Genomic DNA, 25,528 nt, shown 5'->3' with positions numbered 1-25,528 from the left:
AGTCAGCTTATTATAGCAAAGCTTGCCGTTATTGCCTACAAGAAAAGACGATTCACCATGAATAACGTTATGTTTTCAAGGTTTGAACGAACGCGCCAATGCGTTCGATCGCCTCCGTCAGCTGGGCGACGCTCGTCGCGTACGAGCAGCGCAGATGTCCCTCGCCGCCGAGGCCGAACACGTTGCCCGGCACGGCGGCGACGCCATGCTCCTGCACGAGCCGCTCGGCGAATGCCTCGGATGTGAGCCCGGTCGAGGCGATCGACGGGAACGCGTAGAACGCGCCTTGCGGCTCATGGCAGTCGAGGCCGATCTCGCGCAGCCCGCTGACGACGAGCCGGCGGCGCTGGTTGTACGACTCCATCATGCGGAGCATCTCGTCCATGCCGTTCGTCAGCGCCTCGTACGCCGCTACCTGCGCCATGTTGGAGGCGCACATGACCGTATACTGATGGATCTTGAGCATCGCGCCGATCAGCTCGTGATGGCCGCAGGCGTAGCCGATGCGCCAGCCGGTCATGGCGAACGCCTTGGAGAAGCCGCTGACGAGGATCGTCCGATCCTTCATGCCCGGCATCGAGGCGAAGCTCACATGGCGGCTGCCGTACGTCAGCTCGGCGTAGATCTCGTCGGAGATGACGATCAGGTCGCGCTCCTCCACCAGCTTGGCGATCGGCAGCCAGTCCTCGTAGGTCATGATGCCGCCGGTCGGATTGCTCGGATAGCTGAGCACGAGCACCTTGGAGCGCGGCGTGAGCGCGGCGCGCAGCGACTCGGCCTTGAGCTTGAAGGCGTCGCGGGCGAACGTCTCGATGCCGACGGAGACGCCGCCGGAGAGCGCCGTGATCGGCGAATACGAGATGTAGCTCGGCTCCGGGATCAGGATCTCGTCTCCGGGGCTGATGAGCGCGCGCAGCGCCAGGTCGATCGCCTCGCTGCCGCCGACCGTCACGAGAATCTCGCGGCCCGGGTCGTAGTCGAGGCCGAAGCCGTCGCTCAAATACTGTCCGATCGCGCCGCGCAGCTCCGGCGTGCCGGCGTTGGACGTGTACTGCGTCTTGCCCGCCTCGAGCGCCGCCACGCAAGCGTCGCGCACATGCCAGGGCGTGACGAAGTCGGGCTCGCCGACGCCGAGCGTGATGACATCCTTGCGGCTGCTCGCCAGATCGAAGAAGCGGCGGATGCCGGAAGGCTTGATCGCTCTCGCCTGCGGCGAGAGGTAGTCCGCCATGCTGCGGACGGCCGTGCGTTCGGGGCTAACGGATTCCTTGGATACGCTCATCTCGGACCACCCTCGTCACGGCGTGACCAGCAGCCGCTGATCGCCTTCGTTTTCTTCGAAAATGATGCCGTCCTGCTTGTATTTCTTGAGGATGAAAAACGTCTTGGTCGACAGCACCGAGTCGATCGTCGACAGCTTGCTCGAGACGAACGAGGCGACGTCGTTGAGCGTCCGGCCCTCGACCTCGACGAGCAGGTCGTAGGCGCCCGACATCAGGTACACCGTCTTGACCTCCGGGTACAGGTAGATGCGCTCGGCGATGCCCTCGAAGCCGCGTCCGCGCTCCGGCGTGATCTGCACTTCGATCAGGGCGGTCACTTTCTGGTCGTCCACTTTGCTCCAGTTGATGACGGGCGCGTATTTGACGATGACGTGCTCCTGTTCCATCTCCGCGATCGCCTGCTCCACCTCGTTCAGCGGTTGTCCAAGCATCGTCGCGATCAGCTGCGGGCTCCTGCGAGCGTCTTCCTTGAGCAGCTCGAGCACCTTGAGTTTCCTATCATCCATCGTCGTTTTTAACTCCCTTCCTGAAGCGGTATGATGAACATTTTACAACGTGAACAAGTCGTTTGGAAAGGAAAAAGGGAATCGTCCCCCTCTTTCCGCAAAAAGCGCCGGCGGCATCGATCCAGTATTTTCCAGAAAGCTCCGCAGGGCCGGCAAAGCAAAAAAGGCCGGATAGAGGCATCCGGCCTTTTTCGCGTTGCTCGATCAGCTGTAGGCAGGAGCGCCCTGCTGCTGGGCCTGCTGCATGAACGGAGCGGCCTGGCCGGCCATCCGCTGCTGGATGAACTGCTGCGTCTGCTGCTGCGTCTGCTGGTACGTCTGCAGCTGCTTCTGGATGTCCTGGCGCAGCGCCGGCGAGGACGTGTCGTACATGTTCGCCGCCTGCATCGCGTTGTACAGCTCGCCCTGCATCTGCAGGGTGCTGTTCGTCAGGTCGGTGAACAGCTTGCGGATTTCCGGACAGGTCGACTCCGTGGCGGCTGTCGCGTATTCGCGGACGACGCGCTTCAGGTCGGCGAGCACCGTGTACGCCCAGTCGGCGTCGGGCAGCTTCGGCTGCTGCATCTGGTTCTGCTGGTTCATCGTCAAGACCTCCCTGGTGAGATTCGGCTCAGTTCGTCTGCGGACTCGTCGGCGCCAGCTGCTGATGCTGCTGGAGCGTGCTCAGCAGCATCGCGTAGTTTTGCTGATGCGCGGACGCCATGCCGCTCAGCACCTGGCTGACGCCCGGCACGCTGATGCTCGTCGCGGCGCAGGCGCATTGCTTGGCGAGCAGGTCTTCATTGGACATGGAATCGGCGATGTATTCCATTTCCTTTCCGGTAATCGGCTGCATCGGATACCTCCATCGGTGAACAGGATGAGTTGCCCTGCCATAGAATGCCCTCCGCCGCGCGAGTTATGTATGCGGAGCGGGCTGCAAGCCCCTCCGCGCCCTTACAGGAACACGGCCCGCAGCGCCGAGACCGGCAGCAGCAGCCTGCCTCCGTCCGCTTCCGTGACCGGAACGAAGCCGTCCCGGACCGGGCCGAGCACGCCCGCCACATCCGGCAGGAAGCCCCGGCAGAGCACCGTCATCTCGCCCTCCAGCCGCTCCAGCTGCTGCTCGAAATGACGGGAGAGGCCGAGCGAGAGCGGGCGGATCGGAAACTGCTCCGGCTCCAGCCGGTACGGGGCCAGCCCCGCCGGATACGGCGAGAGCGCCTGCACATGCTGCAGCGGCAGCAGCACCGCCCCGTGCAGCGGCGTGCAGAACAGCGCGAAATCGTTCATCACGCCGGCGAGATAGCCGTGCAGCGCCTGCCGGGCGGACAGCCTCACCTCGGCGAACGTCCCCTTCGCCTCCAGCAGCATCGCCCGATAGCCCGTCGGCAGCGCCTCCGCTCCGTCCCCGTCGTCGTCCGGCTTCCCTCCGTCCGCCTGCGCCGACGGAACCGCGCCGCTCGCCCGGCTGCCTCCGGCCGGAACGGCCGGCTCCGCCGCAAACGCTCCCTTGAACCCCTTCACTTGATGCAGGGGGATGTAGATCCGCCTGCCGCGCAGCGGGTCGTCCGCGACAAGCAGATCCCTGCGCCTCGCCCGCACGAGCGCTTCGATCGCGCCATCCTCCAGCTGCACCGTCGTCAACCCGTTCCCTTCCAGCTCGATCCCCTCCCGCAGCGGGGCGTTGCCTCTGCCTTCGCCGCCGCCTTCCGCTCTGCTCTATCCTATGCGGCCTGTCTGCCACCCGCATGGGGACTCGCCGGGCTGTCCCGCCCGAAAGCCGCCCCGAACCAACCCGGCCGGATCGGAATACGGTATCCCATGGGCAAGAGCGGAGACGGAGCGGACAAAAAGGAGGCGGTGCGCGATGAGAGCCGGATTGGCGGTCCGATCCATTCGGATCAGCGCCCAGGCGCAAGCGGATCTCGCCAGCGACGTATGGAGCCGGAAGCATGTGCCGGTCCAGCTGACCACGGGCGGGAGGACGGACGGCGCCAGGCTTCGCTATCGGGGAGGGCATACGAGAGAGTATCCGAAGAAATCGTACGAGATTCGCCTCGACAGCGGGCTGGTGCTGCACTGGAACGCGGAAGCGGACGATCCGTCGATGATCCGCAACGCCCTCTCGTTCCGCTTCATGGAAGGCATCGGCGTGCCGGCGCCGCGCACCCGCCATGTATGGCTGGACGTGAACGGCGAATGCCGCGGCCTGTATCTGGAGATCGAGGCGGTCAATTCCCGCTTCTTCGCGCTCCGCGGCATCCCTTACCGGTCGCTTCTGTACGCCGCCAACGACTCCGCGAACTTCGAGCGCTCGCTCTCCGAGAGCGGACGCCGCAAGCGCGACCTGGCGGAGGGCTACGAATTCATCGAGGGCGACGGCGAGACGCTGCCCCGCCTCTGCTCCTTCATCCGCGGCATCCACCGGCTGAAAAACGCCAAGCTGCGGGAGCTGCTGGAGGAGCGCCTCGACGTGCCCGCTTATTTCCGCTGGCTGTCCGGCGCGGTGCTGACCGGAAACTTCGACGGCTTCGAGCAGAACTACGCGTTGTACGAGGAAGCGACCCGGCAGCAGTACGGCATCCTGCCCTGGGATTACGAGGGCACCTGGGGACGGAACTGCTACGGCAAGCTATGCCCCGCCGGCATGGTGCGGGTGCAGGGCTACAACGGGCTGACGCGCCGGCTGCTGCAGTTCGACGAGTGGAAGCGGGCGTACGCCGAAGGGCTCGAACGCATCCTTGAGGAAGACTTCACCGAGGAGCGGATCGGACGTCTCGTGGAGGAGCTGCACGGCGGCATCGCCGCGGCCGTCCGGCATGATGCCAGCCGCGCCGCCAATCGCGGGCTGTTCGGCGGAGAGCCCGAGGTCATCCTCCAGTACGTCCGGCAGCGCCGAGCGAGCGCGGCGAAGGAGCTTCGGCGCTGGACGCGCGGTTCATCCGCGCCTGCGGGCATGCCCGTCCGGATCCGCGGCACGGACGGCTGAGTCCTCCGGACGGAGCCGGTCGCGGATGAAGGCCCAGCCGGCGATCGGGGCGGCTCCGAGCGCCAGCAGCAGCCAGGCGAACGCCGGCGAGTCCGGGGCCGAGCGGCCGGCGATGTAGATGAAGGCCAGCACGCCGACGAGCCGGCCTGCGGTCAGCGCAAGCTCGCGCAGCACGGTCAGCTCGACGCGGCTGGCCGCCGCTTCCTCGCTGCGGCCCATCAGATCGAACACCGACGAGGTGATCGGGATGAGATAAAGCGGCGAGAACAGCGCCGTGCCGATGCCGACAAGCAGCAGGCTCGAGTAAGTCATGCCGCCGAGCAGAGGCAGCAGCACCGCGGCGAGCGCCAGCGTGCCGACGAGCATCCCCGCGCGGCGGCGCTCCGGTCCGAGCTTGCGGCCGCAAAGCCAAAAGGCGGCCATGCCGACAAGCGAGGTGACGAGATAATAAGTGCCGACCTTCTGCTCCGCTCCCGTCGAGGCGTAGATGGCGAGTCCAAGCACGAACAGGAATACGCCGTCGCGCAGCCCCTGCAGCACGATCGCCGGCGCGAAGCGCCGCCAAGGACTCGCCCGCTGACGCAGCTCGGCGGCCGGAAAGCTCCAGCGGTAGCGACCTTGCGGAGGCCGCTTCCGGATTTTGGCGCTGAGCAGGGCAGCCGCGCCGAACAGCGCGAGCGACACGCTGAAGATGACCGTGTAGCCCTTGTTGCCGCCGCTGCCTGCGATGACGAGTCCCGACAGGAACGGCGCCGCCATGCCGACCGCGGAGCCGAGCAGGCCCGCCATGCCGTTGTAGGCGTCGCGATTGTCCTTTTCCGTAATCTCGAAATAAAGCACGTTGTAGGCGAGCCAGTAGAAGCCTCCCGCCGTCCCGTTCAGCAGGCCGAGCGGAGCGGCCCAGGCCGCCGCTTTGCCGCCGAGCAGCAGCACGGCCATGTAGAAGCCGCCGGAGAGGGCGATTCCCGTGCGCAGGGAAGCGACGAGGCCCTTGCGCTTCACCCACGAGCCGGCCAGATAGACGCAGAGCCCGCCGGCGGCGTATTGGAGCAGCGAGAACCAGCCGACGAGCGCGTAGGATTGGTTGGCCTTGAACAGATAGACGGGCACGAAAACGCCGGACAGCGCGTTTGCGCCGTTGTACAGGGTCAGCACGGCGAGCAGCAGCAGCGGCTGGCCGTGCAGCGCTCCCTCGCGCGAGGGACGGAGCGCGCTTTCGCTTTTCACGGACATCACCTCCATGCGGAAATGGTTCCCTGCCGCGGAGGAGATGATTCGCAAGCGGCCGTCACGTCGGCCTGCTGGCGCCGAACGCAAACAGCCCTCCGCAAGACGGAGAGCTGTTCGCGTATCGCCGGATCAATCTTCCTGGTCGAGCCTTTCCGCCAGGAACGTCCGCGAGCCGAGGTCCAGCTTCGTGGATACCTCATGGCAATTCGGACAGACATACAGCTGCAGCCGGATCGAATCCGGGAGCAGCGGCTTTTTGAGCGAAGGCGGCTCGACCGGCGAGAACGAGCCCGCTCCGAGCGTGTTCGTGCCCGCATGCAGCATATACTCGCGGCAGGACGGGCATTCCGGCATCTCCTCCTGATCGTCGAGGATGCGCTGCACCTTTTCGTCGGCGCGCAGCCACGACTGCGGACGTCCCGCTCCGGCCCAGCCGGTATCGTCGCCCGCCTCCCAGTCGGCCTCCTCGTCCAAGCCTTCGACGCTGCGCGAGGCCGCTCCGGCCGTCCTAGCGGCAGCGCCGGCATGGCCGGCCGCCAAGCCGGCGCCCTCGTCCTCCTCTTCCGCCTGCGCCCCGCCTACGCTGAGCGTCCGGTACCCGCCCAGCTCATTGCTGCAATGCGGGCAGACTTCCTCGGGACCGATCTCCTCGTCCCAAACCAATTCGGAGTCGCACCACGGACAGATGTCCGCCGCGCCCTCCTGCTGCTGATGCTCCATCGCTGCAGCTCCTTTCCCAATCCTGCTGTCCGAACCCGATCATACCAGATATAAAATGCCGAGCACAAAGAACAGGACGGCCAGCACGGCCAAAGTGCCCCAAAGGTACTTCATGTCTACCTCCCCCAAGCCGTCAGATCGTCGCTCCGATGACATACGAGATCGACACCGAGATGATCAGCGCGATCAGGCCGACCGCGCGGTTGTCGCGCTGAATCTCGTCGTCGATGCGGAAAACGGGCGTCATGAACTCGAACAGGAAGTAAGCGAGCAGCAGCACGACGAAGCCGAACGCCCCCCAGATCAAGCTCCCGTAGATGGAATCGCCCGCATCGGCCGAGAACCGAAAAATGTTGCAGATGCCGAAAATCTTGCCGCCGGTAGCCATCGCCACCGCCACGTTGCCCTTGCGGATCTCGTCCCAGCACTTGTACTTGGCGACCCATTCGAACAAGGTCAGGAACAAGATGAGCGCCATGATCGTCACGGCGACATAAATCAGGGAAGAGGCATAGGCATTGCCCAACAGCCCGTCGATGATTCCGCTCACGCCAATCCCTTCCTCTCGGAATTACTTGAGCTCCGCGACCGTGACGCCCGCTCCCCCCTCGCCGTAGTTGCCAAGCCGATAGCTCTTCACATGGGAGTGGCGGCGGAGGAAATCCTGGATGCCGGCGCGCAGCACGCCGGTCCCCTTGCCGTGGATGATGTACACTTGCCCCATGCCGGCCAGGAAGGATTCGTCCAGGAAACGGTCCACCTCGATGATCGATTCGTCCAGGTTCGAGCCGCGAAGATCCAATTCCATCTTTACGTTGTCGTCGCGCGTGCGTTTCAACGTGGATGAAGCCGCTTTGGGAGCGGCCTTCGGCGCCGGCGCCGGCTTCAGCAGCTCGAGGTCGGCCAGCTTGACCTTCATCTTGAGGATGCCGAGCTGCACGGTCGCCTCCGAGCCGGACAGCTCGACGACGTGGCCGCGCTGGCCGAGGCTGTGCACCTTGACCTCGTCGCCGGGCTCGATCGCCCGCTCGGCCGCCGCCGGCCGCGCGCCCTGGCGTCCTTTGACCAGCTGCGGCGAAGCCTCCTCCAGCCGCTTGCGCGCCTCGGTCAGCTTATGGTCCTTGACCGCCGCGCCTTCCTCGCGCTGCAGCTGCCTCAGCTCCTGGATGATCTCGTCGGCCTCGCGGCGGGCTTTTTGCACCGCCTGCCGCGCTTCTTCCTGAGCCTTGGCGAGCAGCCGCTCGCGCTGCTCCTCGAAGCGGCGCAGCTCCTCCTCGTACAGGCTGCGCTCCTCCTCCAGCTCGCGGCGCAGCTGCTCGGCGCTGTCCCGCTCCTGCTCCGCGCGTTGGCGGTCGCGCTCGAGCGACTCGATCATGTTCTCGACGCGCAGGTCCTCCTCGCTGACTTCGCCGCGCGCCTGCTGGATGATCGCCTTGCTCAGTCCGAGCCGCTCGGCGATCGCGAACGCGTTGCTTCGTCCCGGCACGCCGACGAGCAGCCGGTACGTCGGACTGAGCGTCGCCACGTCGAACTCCATGCTGGCGTTGATCAGCCCGGGACGGTTGTAGGCATAGGCCTTGAGCTCGCTGTAGTGGGTCGTCGCCAGCAGCCGGCAGCCCGTGCGATGGATATGGTCGAGGATCGCGATCGCCAGCGCCGAGCCCTCCGCCGGATCGGTGCCCGCGCCGAGCTCGTCGAGCAGCACGAGGCTGCTCGGCGTCATGTCGCGCAGGATGCGGATGATGTTGGTCATATGGCTGGAGAACGTGCTGAGGCTCTGCTCGATGCTCTGCTCGTCGCCGATGTCCGCATAGATCGCGTCGAACACGCACAGCTCCGTGCCGTCGTCGGCGGGCACGAACAGGCCGGACATCGCCATCAGGCTGAGCAGGCCGACCGTCTTGAGCGCGACCGTCTTGCCGCCGGTGTTCGGGCCGGTGACGATGATGCCGCTATGCGACGAGCCGAGCTCGAGATGCAGCGGCACGGCCTTGGTCCGGTCGAGCAGCGGGTGGAAGCCGCGCTTCAGCACGATCCGGCCCTCGTCGTTCATGAGCGGCAGCTCGGCCTTCATCGCATGCGCGAGCTGCGCCTTGGCGAAGGCGAAATCGAGCTGGGCGAGGCCGTCATGGTTGATCGCCAGATCCTCGGCCGCCTCGGCCGCCAGCGCCGTCAGCTTCTGGAGGATGCGCTCGATCTCGCGCGCCTCGGCCGCCTTGACCTCGCGCAGCTTGTTGTTGAGCGCCACGACCGCCTCCGGCTCGATGAACAGCGTCGCCCCGGAATTCGACTGGTCGTGCACGATGCCGCCGAAATGGCTGCGGTACTCCTGCTTGACCGGGATGACGTACCGGTCGCCGCGCAGCGTGACGAGCGTATCCTGGAGCATCTTCTGCACGGACGAGGAGCGGAGCATCTGCTCCAGCTTCTCCCGCACGCGGCCTTCGCCTTGACGCAGCTCGCGGCGGATGCGGCCCAGCTCCACGCTGGCGCCGTCGAGCACCTCCGCGCTCTCGTCGATGCAGGCCAGAATCTCGTCCTCCAGCTCGCGCCGAGGATACATGCCCTCCGCCAGCAGCGCCAGCAGCGGCATCGGATGCTCTTCATGCAGGTGCAGCACATGGCTGCGCACCCGCCGCGCTCCGCGCGCCGTCAGCGCGACCTCGAGCAGCTCGCCGGGGCTCAGCGTGCCGCCGATCGCAGCCCGCTTCAGATGGGCGCGGATGTCCGCCACGCCGCGGAAGGGCGGATTCCCTTTGAGCCGGTAGGCGTTCGCCGCCTCGGCCGTCGCCTGCAGCGAGCGGACGACGTCCTCGAGCGCGGACGAAGGGGCGAGCTCCTCGGCCATCCGCAGGCCCATCGGAGTCGCTGTATGTTGAATCAATTGATGAATGATCTTGGAATATTCAAGCGTGCTTAAAATTTTGCTGTCCACGAACGGTCCACAGCTCCTCTCTAGGGCCATTATAACGGATGGGCACGGCAGGCGCACGGGTCGAGAACTCTTCCTACATGAAATGGCCCGATTCCGGCCATGCTAATGCCGTGCACCCGGCGAAACCGACGGCCTCGCGCCGCGCGGAAGACGGGAACAACTCGATTGGAGGGAACTTGCATGAACTTTCTCGGACATGTCGTCCGCTTCATCGTATCGGCGATCGTGCTGATGCTCGTCGGCTTCATCGTGCCCCAGTTCACGGTCGGCGGCTTCTGGAGCGCGCTGATGCTGGCGCTCGTCATCGCGCTGCTCGGCTGGGTGGTCGAAGGCATCTTCGGCAAGCGGGTGAGCCCGTTCGGCCGCGGCATCGTCGGCTTCGTCGCCAGCGTGATCGTCCTCTACATCGCCCAGTTCATCGTCGGCGGAGTCGCCGTCACCTGGCTCGGCGCCATTCTCGCCGCGCTCGTCATCGGGATCATCGACCTCTTCATCCCGACTCCGTTCGATGCGGCCAAGCGCAAGGAACAGCACTGAGACCGGCGCCGTCAAGCTTCCCTTCGAAGCCTGGCGGCTTACATAGATTGTCATCATTTGTTCAACCCTTCCGCCGCCCGCCTCATTCCGATCGCAGCCGGGATTGGGTATGATAGGGACAGCATGTCCGACCGGCTTCGCCCCCATTTGAAAGGAGACTGACTATGAACCGTTCCTTTTTCCGCCGCCTTCCGCTGATCGCCGCCGCAGCCGGCTTCCTGCTGATCTCCGCCGCATGCGGCAGCAGCTCCGCTCCGGCCTCGAACGGGCCTTCCGCAGCCGTCGAGACGACGGCCGAGCCGACGCAGGATCTCGTCATCAAAGCGACCAACTACAAGTTCGACCAAGAGAGCTACACGATCAAGAAAGGAGAGCCGCTGCGCATCAAGCTGGAAAGCGACGGCATCCACGGCATCCGCGTCGCCAACACCTCGGTCAAGATGAACGCCGGCGACGAGAAGGTGTATTCCTTCAGCGAGGCGGGCGAGTATCAGATCGAGTGCAGCATTCCTTGCGGTCCCGGCCATGAGAAGATGATCTCGGTGCTGAAGGTCGTCTAGCCGAGCCCGAAACGAGCAAGGCCGTCCCCCGCCGCGCGCAAGCGGCGGGGGACGGCCTTTTTGTCGAGCTCGGTCGCGGAGACGGCCGATTCGGCCGGGACAGCCGGACCGGCGTCGCCGCCCGGAGCGGGTCAGCGCCTCGGCGCAGCGCGCTCGAGCAGCTGCTCGAACGTCCAGAATTCCGGACTCGACGGCAGGCTGCCGTCGATGGCGCAGCCGGCGAGGCGCATGTCCTCCGCCAGCGGATAGAGCCGCAGGCGGCAGTCCCCGTCCGGCGGAGCGAGAGCCGCTCCGCCTCCCTCCAGCGGCTGCACCGCGAACGAATGCAGCGGCAGCGACAGCCCCATTCCTTTCGCCTTCACATAGCTTTCCTTGAGCGTCCACAGCTCGTAAAATGCCGCCAGCCGCTCCGGCTCGGGCAGGCGACGCCACCACCGGGCCTCGGCCGGATGCAGGCAGTCGACCGGGAACAGGGGCTGCAGCGGCTTGATCTCCTCGACGTCGACCCCGACCTCTCCTCCGCCGAGCAGCACCGCGACCCAGCGGCCGGCATGCGACACATTGAACCGCAGTCCGCCGCCGTCCGAGCGGCCATCCGCCCAGCAGGGCTTGCCGAATCGGTTCTCCGCCAGCCGCAGCTCGGCGCCGGGCCTGCCGGTCCGCCGCGACAGCGCGGCCCGCAGCAGCGCTTCGCCGGCCAGCGAGCGCAGCGCGTCCTCCCGCCGCCGATAGCGCGAGCAGCGCTCCCGCCGCTCCGGCGACACGGCCGCCTCCAGCCGCTCGCAGGCGAGGCTGCCGGGGCTGTCCGGCAGGCGCAGCACGAGCAGCTCCGCCCGCACGCCCTTCATCGCGCCTCGGCCTCGACCGGCCGGCGGCCATGCGCGGCGGCGAGCCGGGACAGCCGCTCCCGCCGCTCGGCCTCGGGCAGCCCTTTGCCCGCGAGCAGGCGGCCGAGCAGACTTTCGGCCTGCTCCAGCCGGGCTGCGTCGACAGGCGCGGACGGCTCCGCCTCGGCCGCCTGCAGCAGCTGCTCCAGCTCGCGGTACGGAGCCTCCACCTCCCGCCGGTAGACGAGCAAGTCGTCCTCCTCGCTGCGCGTGCCGACGGCGACGGCGAGGCAGCCTTCGAGATAGGAGAGGCAGCGGCCGCGCCGCAGCGTCTCCTCCAGCTCTCCAAGCGCCGCCTCCTCGTCCATCGCCAGCACGCGGATGCCGGAGCCTGCGGCGAGCCGCTGCAGCACGGCGCCCGGTCCGGCCTCGACCGCCGCTCGAGCTCCGAGCTCCGCCAGCTTCGCCATGACCGCCGTCCAACGCACCGGAGCGGTCAGCTGGCGCTGCAGCAGCTCCGCCAGCGCGGCCGCCGAGCCGGGCATGCGCCGGCCCGTGACGCCGGAGAGCACGGGCAGCAGCGGCGAGCCGAGCCGAGCCGCGCTCAGCTCCTCGCCGAACGCCGCGGCGGCCGAAGCCATGAGCGGGCTGTGGAACGCGCCTCCGACGGCGAGACGGACCGTGCTGCCTCCCGCCTCGCGGACGAGGCGCGCCGCCTCCTCCAGCGCCGGGAAATGGCCGGACAGCACCGTCTGCGCGGCAGCGTTGTAGTTCGCCGGGACGACGACGCCGAACCGTCCGTCCGCCGCGATCTCGCGGCAGATCGCCTCGGCCCGCTCCGGCGCGATGCCGAGCGCGGCGGCCATGCCGCCCGGCTGCCGCCGCGCCGCCTCGGCCATGAGCCGGCCGCGCGCCTGCACGAGCCGGGCCGCGTCGCCGAGCGGCAGCGCGCCGGCGCAAGCCAAGGCGCTGAACTCGCCGAGGCTGTGCCCCGCCAGCCAGCCAGGCGGCGGCCCGCCGAGGCTGCCGCGGTAGACGCGGTACATCGCGACCGATACGGCGAGGATCGCCGGCTGCGCGATCTCGGTGCGCGTCAGCTCCTCCATCGAGCCGTCCCGCAGCAGGCGGGCGAGGTCGGCTCCGATCGCGTCGCCGGCCTCCTCGACGGCCGCGCGGGCTTCGGCATGCCGCTCCAGCAGCGCCCGTCCCATGCCGGGACGCTGGGAGCCCTGGCCGGGAAACAGCAGCGCAGGCGCCGGTCTTTTTCTCATCGCGAATTCCTCCCTTCCCCTATGCCCCCAAGGCCGAGCCTGCCTCCGCCCGCGCCGGATGCCAGCGGCGCGAGCGCGGCTCCTCCCCTCTCCGGTGCGAGCCCGAGGATGTCCGCGATCCGCCGCAGCAGCTCGGGATGGCGCTCCTGCGCGTAGAAATGTCCGCCCTCGAACAGCTCCAGTCGGCAAGGAGCGGCGAACCAGCGCTGCCACTCGACCCAAGACCCCGACAGCGTCCCGTCCGCGCGGCCGCCCATCACGACGCCCGGCGTCTCCAGCAGCGGCGCGTCCTGATGGCGGTACGTCTCCACGAGCCGAAAATCCGCGCGCAGCACGGGCAGGAACAGCCGCAGCAGCTCCGGCTGCTCGAACAGCTCGTCCGGGCAGCCGCCGAGACGGCGGATCCGCTCGATGAACTGTTCTTCGGGCAAGCCGTGAATCGGCGCTTCCCGGCGCTCCACCTGCGGAGCGTCCTTGGCCGACAGAAACGCCGCCTCAGGCTGCGGCCCGCCCGCGCGCTGCAGCAGCACGGCCAGCTCATAGGCGATCAGCGCGCCCATGCTGTGGCCGAACAGCGCGAAGCGGCCCTCCTCCCGCCGCTCCAGCACCTCGCCGAGCAGATCCTCCGCCGCCTCGCGGATGCCGAGATAAAACGGCTCGCCGAGCCGGACTCCCCGTCCGGCCAGCTCCAGCGGCGCCAGCTCCAGTCCCGGCGGAGCGCCGGCCGCCCAGCGCCGGTACAGCTGAGCCGAGCCGCCGGCATGCGGCAGGCAGAACAGCCGCAGCGGCCTCATGCCTCGGCCGCGAGCCGGCTCCACAGCTCGCGCTCCCGCGCCAGCAGGCGCTCGGCCAGCTCGGCGTCGCGCTCGCGCCGGAAGCTGCCGTCGGCGAAGCGCTGCTTGAGCGCCGCCCAGCCCTCGCGGATGCGGCCGAGCTGCTCGTCCAGCTCATCCAGCAGCTCGTCCTCCAGCAGCTTTTTCAGGCGCAGCCGCTCGAGCAGTCCCGCGTTCGCCTCCTGGCGGTTGACGATGATGTTGATGCCGACGAGGCCGTACGTCAGCTGCTGCTCCCGCTTCTCCCCCGGCGCCTCGTCGACCCGCCACATGCCGTCCATGCCGAAGGCCTCCAGCTCCTGCGACAGCCGGTCTGCGTGCGCCGCGACCTCCTCCAGCCTCAGCTCGAACGGGACGATGTCCGGCTGCAGCTCATAGACGTAGCAGGCCGGGCCGGCATAGCCCGGATCGAGCTTGTATTCCGACTGCGCGAACGCCTCCCGCACCCGCTCCTCCGGCACCTCATGCTCCCCGTAGCCCGCCAGCGTGTCGTCGATGACGTAAAAGACGCCCTTCTCCTCGTCGAAGCCGTTGAACAGCGAGTAATGGTACCAATGGAACTTCTGCCACGCCATGCTGTCCGGCAGCCAGCCGAACAGATCGACGTTCAGGCTCAGATTGCGCCCGCTCCGCAGCACGTCGCGGATCTCGTCCAGCATGCGGCTCTCGTCGCGGAAATGCATCGGCACGATCCGGCGGATGACGCCGGTCAGCGGAAACTTCTCCCACTCCGTGTCGCTCAAATAATAGAGCGAGTCGATCGTCGGATAGCGGAACTCGCGGTCGGTCGCCGCCTCCCAGCGGAAATAGCGGTACAGATTGAGATACGCCGCATCGCGGTAGCTCGGATGGACCGACTGCGCGATGCTGAACGCCTGGTTCAGCATGCAGTTCATCCAGAAGTCGCCGAAAGGCTTGCGCTCCAGCGTCAGCTTCATCCCCATGCCTCCTCCGTCTCGACTTCGAAATCTTCGATGGCGCGCGCGCCATCGGCATCCGCGCACAGCTGGCGCAAGATCTCCTCGTAATGCCGGGCCAGCCGCTCGATCGTGTCCGGCTCGAACAGGTCGGCCGCATATTCGAACGTGACCGACAGCTCGCCGTCTCTCGCCGCCGCCTCGAGCGTCAGATCGAACTTGCTGACTCCCGGATCGAACGGCAGCGGCTCCAGCGCGAGTCCGCCGGCGCGGAACTCCGGATGCTCCATGTTCTGCAGGATGAACATCGTATCGAACAGCGGGTTGCGGCCGGCCTCCGCCTGCAGCCCCAGCCGCTCGACGAGCCGCTCGAACGGATAGTCCTGACGGTCGAGCGCGTCGACGAGATCGCGCTGCACGCCGCGCATGTAGTCGCCGCTCGCCAGCTCGCCCGCCGGCCGCAGCCGCAGCGCGACCGTGTTGACGAACATGCCGATCAGCGGCTCGACGTCGGGATGGCCGCGCCCGGCGACCGGCGTGCCGACGACGATGTCCTCTTCCCCGGCGTACTTCGCCAGCAGGATGCCGTAGGCGCCGAGCAGCACGGCGAACAGCGTCGCCCCTCGCGCCGCCGCCAGCCGCTCGGCGGCCGCCGTCAGCTCCCGGCCGAGGCGCCGCTCAAGCGTCGCCCCGCGGAAGCTCGGCGCGGCCGGACGCGGCCGGTCGAGCGGCAGCTCGAGCGCCGGCGGCAGCTCCTCGTAGAGGGCAAGCCAGTACGCCTCCTTTTCGCGCATCGCTTCCGACTCGAGCCGCTCCAGCTGCCAGACGGCGAAGTCGCGGCAGCCGATCGGCGGCTCCGGCAGCTCCTCGCCGGCATAGAGGGCGCCAAGCTCGCGAACGAGCAGCGACGTCGATACGCCGTCGGTCGCGATATGATGCAGGTCGAGCAGCAGCAGATGGCGCTCCGGACCGAGCTGCAGCAGCGCGGCTCGCGCCGGCGGCTCGCGATCGAGCGAGAACGGGCGGATGAACGCCTTCATCAGCCTCTGCACCGGCACCCCGCCGCCGGACGCCAGCTCCTCCGCCGCGAGCCTGCCGAGCTCGGGAGCCTGCTCGAGCGCGAAGCCCGACGGCGGATGGATCTTCTGCCGGAACTCGCCGTCCTCGTAATGGAACGTCGTGCGCAGGCTCTCCTGACGCCGGGCCAGCTCCCCGAACGCCCGCTCGAGCCGCTCCGCGTCCAGAGCGCCGCGGATGTCGACCGCGAACGGCACATGGTACATCGCCGCCTCGCCGGCCATCCACTGCATCAGGTACAAGCGGCGCTGCGCGGGGGACATCGGATATCCCTCCTCGCGCTCCGGCTGGCGCGGGATCGGCTCGAACGCCGCGGCGGACATTCCGATCCGCTCCGCCATCGCGCTCAGCGTGGAATGCTGGAACAGCTCCCGCAGCGGGACGTCGGCCCCGAACTCGCGGGCGATGCGGCTCGCCAGCGTCGCCGCTTTGAGCGAGTGGCCGCCAAGCTCGAAAAATCCGTCCCGGCGGCCGATGCGCTCCTGGCCGAGCACGTCCCGCCACAGCCCGGCCAGCCGCCGCTCCAGCTCTCCCGCCGGCGGCTCGAACGCCGCCGCGCCGCGCGCCTGCGGCTTCGGCAGCGACTTGCGGTCGATCTTGCCGGTCGGCGTCAGCGGAATCCGCTCCAGCAGCATGAGATACGCGGGAATCATGTAGCCCGGCAGCCGCGCCGCCAAATACGTCCTCGTCCGCTCGTCCGCGCCGTCCTCCAGGCCGGGCTCCGCCACCGCATACAGGCACAGCGCCTGCTCTCCGTCCTCCTCGTCGACGGCCGTCACGACCGCCTCGCGGATGCCGGGAGCCTCCTGCGCCAGCCGCTCCACCTCGCCGAGCTCGACCCGATGGCCGCGGATCTTCACCTGATGGTCGCGGCGGCCGGCGTAGACGAACTGGCCGCTCGCGAGCCGCCGCCCGAGGTCGCCGGTCCGGTACAGGCGCTCGCCCGGCCGATAGGGATGCTCGGCAAATGCGCCCTCGCTCCACTCCGGATGGCCGAGATAGCCGCGCCCGACGCCTTCGCCGCCGATGCAGATCTCGCCGATGACGCCCGTCGGCGCGAGCTTGAGCTTGGCGCTGAGCACGACCATGTGGGCGCCTTCGATCGGCGTTCCGATCGTAATCGCCTCGTCCGCGGCCAGCTCCGTCACCTCCTGCACGGACGTCCATACCGTCGTCTCGGTCGGCCCGTACAGGTTGAAGATGCGCGCGTCCGTCGCCGCCTTGACCCGCTGCAGCAGCGACGGCGCGAGCGGCTCGGCTCCGATCAGCAGCACGGACAGCCGCCGGAACGCGGCGGTCGCGCCTTGCTGCGCCGCCCACCACTTGAAGCGGCTCGGCGTCAGCTGCAGCACGTCGACCTCATGCCTTTCGACGAGCCGGCTCAGCGATTCGGCGTCGCCGCGCTCCTCCTCCCGGGCGAGCGCGACGCGCATGCCGAGCGTCAGCGGCAGCAGCGTCTCCACGAGGAAAATATCGAACGACACGGCGGCCATCGCCAGCACGCCCTGCCCGGCGGCGAACGGGAGCCGCGCGGCGAACTGCCGCAGGAAGCTCGCCAGTCCGCGATGCTCGATCATCGCGCCCTTCGGACGGCCGGTCGAGCCGGACGTGTACAGCACATAGGCGAGATGCTCCGGCCGGCTGACCGGCTCCGGATCGCTCGCCGGCAGAAGCGCGGACGCCTCCTCCAGCTCCTCGAGCCGCCATTCCTCGGCGGCGCCGGCCGCGCGGCCGGCATAGGCGGCTTCGACGAGCGCCGGCGCCGCTCCGGCGTCCTCCAGCATCCAGCGGATCCGCTCCTCCGGATACGACGGATCGACCGCGAGGAACGCGCCTCCCGCCTTGAGCACGGCGAGCAGCGCCGCGAGCAGCCGCGGCGAGCGCGACGCCATGACGACGACGAGCCTTTCCGGCCCGACGCCCTTCTCCCTCAGCGCATGGGCGAGCCGGTTCGCCCGCGCGTTCAGCTCCGCGTACGTCCACGTCTCCTCCCCGGCGTGCACGGCGGGAGCGTCCGGCCGCAGCCGGACCTGCTCCTCGAACTGCCGCATCATGCTGCACCAGCCGCTTTCCGTCCCGGCGCGCTCCGGTTCTGCCGCGCCCTCTATCTTGTTCATCGTCGCCTCTCCCTTCCGTTGACGGACCTCGCCGAGCAGCTCGCACCGCTCCTCGCCGTCGATCAAGCCCAGCTCCTCCAGCGGCCGCGAAGCCGCGCCGGGCCGGAGCCATTCCTTCCACAGCTGCGCATAATGCCGGGCGATCCATGACGCGGTCGCGTCCGCGAACAGCTCCGTATCATATTCCAGCTGAAAATGCAGCCGCCCGTCCCGCTCCGCCGCCTCCAGCAGCAGATCGGACTTGGCCGTGCCGGCATCGAGCGGCAGCGTCTCGGCGGTCAGCCCGCCTCCCTCCAGAGCCGGCAGCTCCATGTTCTGCAGCGCGAACATGCAGTCGAACAGCGGCTGCCGTCCGACCGCCGGCTGCGCTCCGAGCGCTTCGAGCAGCTCCTCGAACGGACGCTCCTGATGCTCCAGCGCCTCCAGCGCGTCCTGCTGCAGCGACTGCAGGAACTCGCCGAGCGGACGCTCGGCGGCCGGATAGCCGCGCAGGACGAGCGTATGGACGAACAGGCCGACGAGCCCGTCGGCGTCCGGATGCGAGCGGCCGGCCGCCGGCGACCCGACGCGAACCTCGGCCGCTCCGCCGTAGACGGCGAGCAGCCTCATATAGGCGCCGAGCAGCGCGGTGTAGAGCGTCACGCCCTCGCCGCGCGCGAAGCCGGCGATCGCGGCGCTCGTCGCCTCGTCGAAGGCGAACTCCAGCCGCCTTCCCCGTCCGGAGCGCGCAGCCGGACGCGGACGGTCGAGCGGCAGCTCGAGCGGCGGCAGCTCGCCCGCGAGCCGCTCCAGCCAGCGCCCGGGCGGCGGCTCCGCCAGCCTCCGCTCCTGCCACAGCGCATAGTCCCGGTAGCGGATCGGCAGCGGCGGCAGCTCCCGGCCGTCGTACAGCGCGAGCAGCTCCCGCAGGACGATGGGCATGGACAGCCCGTCCGTCACGAGATGGTGGAAATCCAGCAGCAGCACATGGCGGTCGGCATCGCCCTCCAGCAGCCGCGCCCGCAGCAGCGGAGGAGCATCGAGCCGGAACGGACGGAGCAGCTCCGCCATCCGCCGGCGGACCGCTTGCGCGGCAGCCGCCCCTTGCGGACCGGAGCGCAGCCCCCGCCTCTCCTCCTCGTCGAGACGGCCGAGCTCCAGCCTGAACTCCGCCTCCGGCCGGATGATCTGCCGGAACTCCTCCCGCTCGTGGACGAACGCCGTGCGCAGCGTCTCGTGACGGGCGATCAGGCCGTGGAACGCGCCTTCCAGCCGCGCCGCGTCCAGCGGACCGCGGATGAGCAGCGCGAGCGGCACATGGTAGGCGGCGCTGCCGCCGCCGAGCCACTCCAGCACATAGTGCCGCCGCTGCGTCCGCGACATCGGATAATAGGGACGCTCCTCCGCGCGCGGAATCGAATGGGCCGATCCGAGCGCCCGCTCCCCGGCGCGGCCGGCCTCCGCCGCCATGCCCCGCTCCGTGCCGGCGCCCGGCAGGCTCGCGGCCTGCGGCTCGATGCCCCAGGTCGCGGCGCTGCCTCCGCTTGCCGCCGTCTCCAGCCATGCCGCCATGCCCGCGACGGTCGGATGCTCGAATACTGCCCGCAGCGGCATTTCCGTTCCGAACGACTGGCGGATGCGGCCGGCCAGCGCGGCTGCCTTGAGCGAATGGCCGCCGAGCTCGAAAAAGCCGTCCGTGCGGCCGACCCGCTCGACTCCGAGCGTCTCCCGCCAAAGCGCGGCGATCCGCCGCTCGGTCTCGGTCGACGGAGCGCCGCTCGCGTCCGGCACGCCGCCGTGCGCCTGCGAGAGCGGCTCCGGGAGCGCCTGGCGGTCGACCTTGCCGCTGCGCGTCAGCGGGATGCGCGGCAGCTCGATCAGGAAGGAGGGCAGCATCGCCTCCGGCAGCAGCCGCTTCAGCTCGTCGCGCAGCCCGCTCGTCCCGCCCTCGCGGGAGAGCACGACATAAGCGCAGAGCTGCTTGTCTCCGTCCGGTAGGACGCGGGCGTCGACGACCGCCTCGCGCACGCCGTCCAGCTGCAGCAGCCTCGCCTCGATCTCGGCCGGCTCGATCCGCACCCCGCGGATCTTGAGCTGCCGGTCGATGCGGCCGGCGTACATCGCCTGGCCGTCTGGAAGCCAGCGCGCCAGGTCGCCGGTCCGGTACAGCAGCCGGTCAGGCCGGCGCGGGTCGGGCACGAAGCGCTCGGCGGTCAGCTCCGGCCGGCCGAGGTAGCCGAGCGCCAGATGGCTGCCGGCGATGCACAGCTCGCCGAGCGCGCCCGGCGGCACCGGCGCGTTTCCGTAGCCGAGCAGCATGATGTCGGTCTCGTGCATCGGGCCGCCGATCGGCACGATCGCCTCCGGCGGGCCGCCGGGACGGAACACATGGGCGGTCGCGCAGACGGCCGCCTCGGTCGGCCCGTAGCCGTTGACGATCGCCATGCCCGGACGCAGCGCCGCGAAGCGCTCCAGCACGCCGCTTCGGATCGGCTCGACGCCGACGAGCAGCCGGGATAGCGCCAGCTCCGCCCCGGCTGCGGCGAGCCGCTCCAGCTCGCCGGCAACGTCGCCGAGCAGCGTCGGAGGCAGATAGGCGAACGTGACGCCCTCCTCGGCGATGACCCGGGCCATGCGCGGCGGATCGAGCAGCCGGTCGTCCGGATAGAGCACGATCGCCGCCCCCGCATGCAGCGGCAGGAACAGCTCGCAGACGCTGACGTCGAAGCCGAGGCTCGTCAGGCTGAGGCAGCGGTCGTCCGGACCGACGCCGCCGAGCAGCCGGCTCATCGAGGCGGCGAAGGCGTGGAACGCCCGATGCGGGACGACGACGCCCTTCGGCCGCCCGGTCGAGCCGGATGTGTAGATGACATACATCGGGTCCTCCGGCGAGAGCAGGCCGCCGTCCGCAGAGGCTTGCGGCAAGTGTTGCGGCAAGGCTTGCGGCAAGGCTTGCGGTAAGGCTTGCGGTAAGGCTTGCGGTAAGGCTTGCGGCAAAGCCTGCGGACTCGCCGATGCGGACGGGGAGAAGCGGTCCGCCGCCGGGGCTGGGCCTGCCTGATCCGCCCGGCTGCCGACGCCGCCGGCGCTCCAGCTGCTGGCTGCGCTCCTGCCGCTGGCTGCGCTCCTGCCGGCTGCGCCCGTCCCGCTGGCTGCGCTCCAGGCGCTGCCTGCATCTGCTTCCAGCAGCGCTGCGGACAGCCTCAGCTCCCTGGCTCCGGCAAGCGCCGCGCGCGCCGGCGCCTCCTCCGGCAGGTCCGTCAGCACGAGGCAGGCGCCGCTGTCCTGGAGCATGGAGGCGATCCGCTCCGGCGGCGCGGCGGGATCGAGCGGCAGGTAGGCGGCGCCGGCTTTGAGCGCGCCGACCATCGCCGCGACCATGGCAGGCGAGCGCTCGGCGAGCACGGCGACGATCGAGCCGCGTTCCGCTCCCTCGCGCCGCAGCAGCTCAGCCACCTGCTCCGCCTGCTCGTTCAGCTCGCGATACGTGAGCGCGCCATCCTTGCCGATGACGGCAACGCCGTCGGGCCGCTCCGCCGCCCAAGCCTCGACCAGCCGCTCGGCTCTTACGGGCGGCAGCCCGAGCTCCGGCCCCCGGCCGAAGCGCTCCAGCTGCTCCCGCTCCGCGGCGGACAGCATGTCAGCCTCGCCGAGCGTCCGCTCCGGATCGGCGAGGAAGGCGCCGAGCAGGCGGACATAACGGTCGAGCAGCGTGCGCGCGGTCTGCTCGCGGAACAGCGAGACCGCGTATTCGACGACGAGCCGCAGCCCGTCCGGCCGCTCGACCGCCTGGACCATCAGGTCGTACTTGGCCGTGCCATGCTCGTAGCGTCGATGAGTATAGGAAAGTCCCTTTTCGCCGCGATCCGGGATGCGCAGGTTCTGCATGATGAACATCGTGTCGAACAGCGGGCTGCGGCTCGGATCGCGGCGCCCGTCCATGCGGACCAGCTCCTCGAACGGCACGTCGCCGTGCGCGAACGCCTCGAGCACCGTCTCCCGCACTTCGGCGAGGAACGCCGCGAACGTCTTGGCGGCAGCCGGCTTCGCCCGCAGCGGCAGCGTGCCGACGAACATGCCGGCCAGCCGCTCCAGCTGCGGCGACGGCCGGCCAGCGGCGGGCGTGCCGACGACGATATCCTCGGCGCCCGCATGCTTGGCCAGCAGCGCCTGATAGGCGGCCAGCAGGACGACGAACGGCGTGCAGCCGCTCGCCGCCGCGAACCGCTTGACCGCCGCCGCCAGGCCGGGCTCGAGGTCGAGCTCGAACGTCGCCCCTTTGCCGTCCTTGATCGGCGGTCGGGGAAAATCGGCGGGCAGCTCCAGCAGCGGCCAGTCGTCCGCGATCCGCTCCCGCCAGTACCGGCGCTGCCCCTCCAGCCGCTCCGAGCCGAGGGTCCGCTGCTGCCAATCGGCATAATCGCGATAGCGCAGCGGCAGCGGCGGCAGCATGCCCCCGCCGTACAGCGTCAGCAGCTCCTCGAGCAGAATGCCCGCCGACATGCCGTCGGAGGCGATATGATGCAGGTCGAGGAACAGCAGCGGCGAATTCGAGCCGGTCGCGACGAGCGCCGCCCGCAGCAGCGGGACCTGCGAGAGCCGGAACGGCTGCGACAGCGCGCGGAGCGTCTCGTCCAGCCTTTCCGGCTCCGCCTCCAGCCGGCCGAGCCGAAACGGCGCGTCCGCATGGACGAACTGGCGGAGCTCGCCGTCGACGATCGCGAACGAGGAGCGCAGCGGCTCATGCCTGCGGATCAAGGCGCGGATCGCCTCCTCGAGCCGGTCCGCGTCGACCTCGCCGGACAGCTGGAGCAGCTCCGGCAGGTTGTAGCTGCGGTCCTCCGGCTGCGCCTGCTGCTGCAGGTACATCTGGCGCTGCGACGAGGACACCGCGTAATGCGGCTGCTCGGCGACGAGCGGAATCGGCGCCGCGGCGCCTTCCGCAGCGCCGGCCTCCAACTGCGGCAAAGGTTCGGCCGGCAGCGGGAAGCCCGGAAGCGGCGCTTCGCCCCCTGGCGGCGATCCGAGCGTCTGCGACGGATCGGACGACGCCGACGATGGCCTCTGCGGCGATCCGGCCGTCTGCGATGGATCGGACGACGCCGACGATGGCCTCTGCGGCGATCCGGCAGCCTGCGGCGGCTCTTGCCGCGAAGAACCGTCCGGCTCCGCGCTCGCCGGCGCTTCCAGCGCCGCCGCGGCCAGGCCGCCGCTGCCGGCTTCCCGCCGCGCCGCGCGGACCGCGTCCAGCCTCGCTTGCAGCATCGCCGCGAAGTCGCCGAGCACCGGCTGCCCCAGCAGCTCGTGCACGGCCACCTCGATCCCGAGACGCTTCGACAGCCGTCCGACCGTGCGCAGCGCGAGAATCGAGTCGCCTCCGAGCTCATAGTAGCTGGAGCGCACGCTCAGCTCCCCATAGCCGAGCGCCTCGCCCCAGGCGTCGGCAGCCGCCTGCAGCGCCTCCAGGCGAGAGCTGCCTGCGCCGCCGGCCTCCGCTTCTCCGGCAGCCTCGGCATCCGTCAGCCGGACCGCAGCGGCGGTTTGTTCCGTCATCTCCCTCCTCTCCATTTTTCTCTCATCCTGTCTCTCATCCTGTCTCTCATTCCGTCTCTCATTCCGGCTCTCCTCCGAGCGGGCTCTCGGCGCAGGCTGCAGCCAGCAGCGGCGCAGCTCCAGCGGCGGACTCGGCAGCGGAGCCCGCCGCAGCGAGCCCGGCGGATGCAGGCGCGCCCAGCGCGGCATCCCCCCTTCGGCGTAATGCCGCGCGAGCCCGGCCCCCTCCTCGGCGTCAGCGGAGCCGGATAAGCGCCGCTCCGCTGACGCCGCAGCTGCCTCGCCTCCGCTCCAAAGCGGCGGCGGTCCGGACGAGCTCGAATCCAAGCTGCGTCCGGCTGGAGGCAGCGCGCCGCAAAACACGGCCGTACCGGCTGCCAGCCTCGGCGAGCGCAGCCGAAGCGCCTGGCCGTCGGCTTCCCAGCGGGCTTCGTCATTCGCGCCGAGCCGCGCGCCGCTTCCGTCAGCGCGCTCGGCTGCTTGCTCCGCAGCTTGCTCGACAGCGCGCTCGGCCTCATTCCCCGCGTCGCCCTCGACGCCTGCCGCCGCGCCGTCCAGCCCCGCGGCCAGCGCTTCCGCCAAGGCGAGCGCGAGCTGCTCCGCAGAGGCGCAGGCGATCGCCAGCCGATAGCGCTCATGGCTGCGGCCAAGCGCCGCCGTGCCGCAGATCGCATCCAGCCCGGCCGCCTGAGCGTCGTACGTCGCCAGCCAGGCGAGCATCCGCTCCGCATAGCCGGATAGCCCGGCGGCGGAGCGAGCAGAGAGGACGAGCAGGCCGGGCCTGCCGTCTCCCTCCGCAAACCGGACGGGCGCAGGCTCAGGGGCTTCCTCCAGCACGACATGCGCGTTCGTGCCGCTCATGCCGAAGGCGCTGACGCCCATGCGGCGCGGACCGCCGCGGCGCGGCCACGGCGCCGGCTCGGCATTGACGTACAGCGGCGAGCCGATGAAGCCGATGCTGCGGTTCGGACGGCGGAAATGCGCGTTCGGCGGCAGCTCGCCCCGCTTCATCGCCAGCAGCCCGCGCAGCAGGCCGGCGATGCCGGCCGCATGGTCGAGATGGCCGAGCTGGCTTTTGACGGAGGCGACCGCGCAAAACTGCCGCCTGTCGGTATAGCGCCGGAACGCCCTCGTCAAGCCTTCGATCTCGATCGGATCGCCGAGCGAGGTGCCGGTGCCGTGCGCTTCGACATAGGCGATCGACTCGGGATCGACCGCGGCGTCTTCCCAGGCGCGGACGACGACATCCTCCTGGGCGAGCGCGTTCGGAGCGGTGATGCCCGCGGAGCTGCCGTCCTGGCCGACCGCGCTGCCTTTGATGACGCCGTGGATGAAGTCGCCGTCGCGCAGCGCCCCGGAGAGCGGCTTGAGCAGCAGGGCGACGACGCCGTCGCCCATGCCGGTGCCGTCCGCCTCGTCGTCGAACGGACGCGCCCGTCCGTCCGAGGCTTCCATGCCGAGCCTCACGCCGCTGTCGAGCGGAAGCAGATTGATCTTGACGCTGCCTGCGACCGCCGCGTCGCAGTCGCCGGAGCGGATCGCCTGGCAGGCGAGATGCACGGCGACGAGCGACGAGGAGCAGGCGGTGTCCACCTGCAGCGCGGGCCCGTGCAGGTCGAGCAGGTACGCTACCCGCCCGGCGATCATCGAGCTGAGGTTGCCGGGCGCCGAGGAGCCGAGCTCCTCCGGACAGAGCGCCTCGATCATGCGCTTGTAGTCATGCTGGGCATCGGCATTGTAGCCGACATAAACGCCCGTCCGCGAGCCGCCGAGCGCGCTCCCTCCATAGCCGGCCTGCTCGATCGCCTGCCGCGCCGCCATCAGGAACAGCCGCTGGTTCGGATTCATCAGCGACGCTTCCTTCGGCGACAGGCGGAACAGCTCCGGATCGAACGAGGAGATGTCGTCGAGGAACGCGCCTTCGAAAAACTCCGCCTCCAACGGGTCCAGGCCGAGCCCCCGCAAATAAGGCTCCAGCTCCAGCCGGCGCGTCTCCGGCAGCGGACCGATGCGGTCGTCGGCCGCGCCGAGCAGCCGCGCCAGCTCCTCCGGCTCGCTCGCCGCGCCGATCCGCGCCGCGAAGCCGATGATCGCGATCTCGTGGCCGGCGGCCGCCTCCGCCGCGGACACGAGGCCGGCAGCCGGCCCCATGCCTGCGGCAGGAGCCGGAACGGCAGCGCCGCCGAGCTTGCTTAGGTCAAACATCGTATGG

Annotated in this window: 17 protein-coding genes; 3 read left to right on the top strand and 14 right to left on the bottom strand. The window is 69.4% G+C overall.

From position 1 onward, the window contains the following. Positions 1–67 precede the first annotated feature (67 nt). The 5 genes from NYE40_RS08135 to NYE40_RS08115 form a co-directional block, all read right to left on the bottom strand. Positions 68–1,282, bottom strand: a complete 1,215-nt coding sequence (locus NYE40_RS08135; RefSeq protein ID WP_028599882.1) for an aminotransferase class I/II-fold pyridoxal phosphate-dependent enzyme — start codon at positions 1,280–1,282, stop codon at positions 68–70. Positions 1,283–1,297: 15 nt separating this feature from the next. Beyond that, a complete protein-coding gene (locus NYE40_RS08130) occupies positions 1,298–1,789 on the bottom strand; it encodes an Lrp/AsnC family transcriptional regulator (RefSeq protein ID WP_028599883.1) in 492 nt (163 codons plus the stop codon). Positions 1,790–1,993: 204 nt separating this feature from the next. Next, positions 1,994–2,371 (bottom strand): spore coat protein, encoded by a 378-nt coding sequence (locus NYE40_RS08125; protein WP_028599884.1) that lies wholly within the window; start codon positions 2,369–2,371, stop codon positions 1,994–1,996. 28 nt (positions 2,372–2,399) lie between these two features. Next, positions 2,400–2,624 carry a hypothetical protein gene (locus tag NYE40_RS08120; protein WP_028599885.1) on the bottom strand — a complete coding sequence of 75 codons (225 nt, stop codon included), beginning with the start codon at positions 2,622–2,624 and terminating at the stop codon, positions 2,400–2,402. A gap of 101 nt (positions 2,625–2,725) precedes the next feature. Further along, positions 2,726–3,415: a hypothetical protein gene (locus tag NYE40_RS08115; protein ID WP_028599886.1), complete on the bottom strand. Its 690-nt coding sequence runs from the start codon at positions 3,413–3,415 to the stop codon at positions 2,726–2,728. 223 nt (positions 3,416–3,638) lie between these two features. Here NYE40_RS08115 and NYE40_RS08110 point away from each other — a divergent pair, with 223 nt between their 5' ends. After that, positions 3,639–4,760, top strand: coding sequence for a CotH kinase family protein (locus NYE40_RS08110; RefSeq protein ID WP_052333442.1), 1,122 nt, complete (start codon positions 3,639–3,641; stop codon positions 4,758–4,760). Here NYE40_RS08110 and NYE40_RS08105 read toward each other — a convergent pair. The 4 genes from NYE40_RS08105 to NYE40_RS08090 all read right to left on the bottom strand — a co-directional run bounded on the left by NYE40_RS08105 (position 4,710) and on the right by NYE40_RS08090 (position 9,645). Continuing rightward, positions 4,710–5,987, bottom strand: coding sequence for an MFS transporter (locus NYE40_RS08105; protein ID WP_164820154.1), 1,278 nt, complete (start codon positions 5,985–5,987; stop codon positions 4,710–4,712). The two genes, NYE40_RS08110 and NYE40_RS08105, sit on opposite strands and share 51 nt — an antisense overlap. Positions 5,988–6,119: 132 nt before the next feature. Continuing rightward, complete coding sequence (locus NYE40_RS08100) at positions 6,120–6,710, bottom strand: hypothetical protein (RefSeq protein ID WP_052333444.1); 591 nt, start codon at positions 6,708–6,710, stop codon at positions 6,120–6,122. 133 nt (positions 6,711–6,843) lie between these two features. Beyond that, the gene (locus NYE40_RS08095) at positions 6,844–7,260 is read right to left on the bottom strand and encodes a DUF350 domain-containing protein (protein ID WP_028599888.1); all 417 of its coding nucleotides are present in this window, start codon (positions 7,258–7,260) and stop codon (positions 6,844–6,846) included. 21 nt (positions 7,261–7,281) lie between these two features. After that, a complete protein-coding gene (locus NYE40_RS08090) occupies positions 7,282–9,645 on the bottom strand; it encodes an endonuclease MutS2 (RefSeq protein ID WP_028599889.1) in 2,364 nt (787 codons plus the stop codon). 180 nt (positions 9,646–9,825) lie between these two features. Between NYE40_RS08090 and NYE40_RS08085 the strand changes: the two genes are divergently transcribed. Then, positions 9,826–10,182, top strand: coding sequence for a phage holin family protein (locus NYE40_RS08085; RefSeq protein ID WP_153783190.1), 357 nt, complete (start codon positions 9,826–9,828; stop codon positions 10,180–10,182). 164 nt (positions 10,183–10,346) lie between these two features. Next, positions 10,347–10,742 carry a cytochrome C oxidase subunit II gene (locus NYE40_RS08080; RefSeq protein WP_153783189.1) on the top strand — a complete coding sequence of 132 codons (396 nt, stop codon included), beginning with the start codon at positions 10,347–10,349 and terminating at the stop codon, positions 10,740–10,742. Between the two features lie 131 nt (positions 10,743–10,873). Here NYE40_RS08080 and NYE40_RS08075 read toward each other — a convergent pair whose 3' ends face one another. The 5 genes from NYE40_RS08075 to NYE40_RS08055 are packed head-to-tail and all read right to left on the bottom strand — an operon-like array spanning position 10,874 to position 25,521. Beyond that, positions 10,874–11,590 (bottom strand): 4'-phosphopantetheinyl transferase superfamily protein, encoded by a 717-nt coding sequence (locus NYE40_RS08075; RefSeq protein WP_339279761.1) that lies wholly within the window; start codon positions 11,588–11,590, stop codon positions 10,874–10,876. Beyond that, positions 11,587–12,840, bottom strand: coding sequence for an ACP S-malonyltransferase (locus NYE40_RS08070; protein ID WP_153783187.1), 1,254 nt, complete (start codon positions 12,838–12,840; stop codon positions 11,587–11,589). Before NYE40_RS08070 ends, NYE40_RS08075 begins: the two co-directional genes overlap by 4 nt. Beyond that, positions 12,837–13,658, bottom strand: a complete 822-nt coding sequence (locus NYE40_RS08065; RefSeq protein WP_153783186.1) for an alpha/beta fold hydrolase — start codon at positions 13,656–13,658, stop codon at positions 12,837–12,839. Before NYE40_RS08065 ends, NYE40_RS08070 begins: the two co-directional genes overlap by 4 nt. Further along, complete coding sequence (locus tag NYE40_RS08060; RefSeq protein WP_153783185.1) at positions 13,631–14,611, bottom strand: hypothetical protein; 981 nt, start codon at positions 14,609–14,611, stop codon at positions 13,631–13,633. The genes NYE40_RS08065 and NYE40_RS08060 overlap by 28 nt, the downstream gene beginning before the upstream one ends. Then, positions 14,608–25,521 carry an amino acid adenylation domain-containing protein gene (locus NYE40_RS08055; protein WP_339279760.1) on the bottom strand — a complete coding sequence of 3,638 codons (10,914 nt, stop codon included), beginning with the start codon at positions 25,519–25,521 and terminating at the stop codon, positions 14,608–14,610. The genes NYE40_RS08060 and NYE40_RS08055 overlap by 4 nt, the downstream gene beginning before the upstream one ends. Positions 25,522–25,528: the final 7 nt, after the last annotated feature.

The organism is Paenibacillus sp. FSL W8-1187, assembly GCF_037965485.1.
In the GTDB taxonomy this organism is placed as follows: Bacteria; Bacillota; Bacilli; order Paenibacillales; family Paenibacillaceae; genus Paenibacillus_O; species Paenibacillus_O pasadenensis.
Note: the sequence above shows the minus strand (reverse complement) of the source record. Positions and strands in the feature narration are given on the sequence as shown.

Coding starts and splice junctions, on each gene's coding strand:
- NYE40_RS08135 (WP_028599882.1), bottom strand. CDS start 1,282: ATGAGCGTATCCAAGGAATCCGTTAGCCCCGAACGCACGGCCGTCCGC.
- NYE40_RS08130 (WP_028599883.1), bottom strand. CDS start 1,789: ATGGATGATAGGAAACTCAAGGTGCTCGAGCTGCTCAAGGAAGACGCT.
- NYE40_RS08125 (WP_028599884.1), bottom strand. CDS start 2,371: ATGAACCAGCAGAACCAGATGCAGCAGCCGAAGCTGCCCGACGCCGAC.
- NYE40_RS08120 (WP_028599885.1), bottom strand. CDS start 2,624: ATGCAGCCGATTACCGGAAAGGAAATGGAATACATCGCCGATTCCATG.
- NYE40_RS08110 (WP_052333442.1), top strand. CDS start 3,639: ATGAGAGCCGGATTGGCGGTCCGATCCATTCGGATCAGCGCCCAGGCG.
- NYE40_RS08100 (WP_052333444.1), bottom strand. CDS start 6,710: ATGGAGCATCAGCAGCAGGAGGGCGCGGCGGACATCTGTCCGTGGTGC.
- NYE40_RS08085 (WP_153783190.1), top strand. CDS start 9,826: ATGAACTTTCTCGGACATGTCGTCCGCTTCATCGTATCGGCGATCGTG.
- NYE40_RS08080 (WP_153783189.1), top strand. CDS start 10,347: ATGAACCGTTCCTTTTTCCGCCGCCTTCCGCTGATCGCCGCCGCAGCC.
- NYE40_RS08075 (WP_339279761.1), bottom strand. CDS start 11,590: ATGAAGGGCGTGCGGGCGGAGCTGCTCGTGCTGCGCCTGCCGGACAGC.
- NYE40_RS08070 (WP_153783187.1), bottom strand. CDS start 12,840: ATGAGAAAAAGACCGGCGCCTGCGCTGCTGTTTCCCGGCCAGGGCTCC.
- NYE40_RS08060 (WP_153783185.1), bottom strand. CDS start 14,611: ATGAAGCTGACGCTGGAGCGCAAGCCTTTCGGCGACTTCTGGATGAAC.
- NYE40_RS08055 (WP_339279760.1), bottom strand. CDS start 25,521: ATGTTTGACCTAAGCAAGCTCGGCGGCGCTGCCGTTCCGGCTCCTGCC.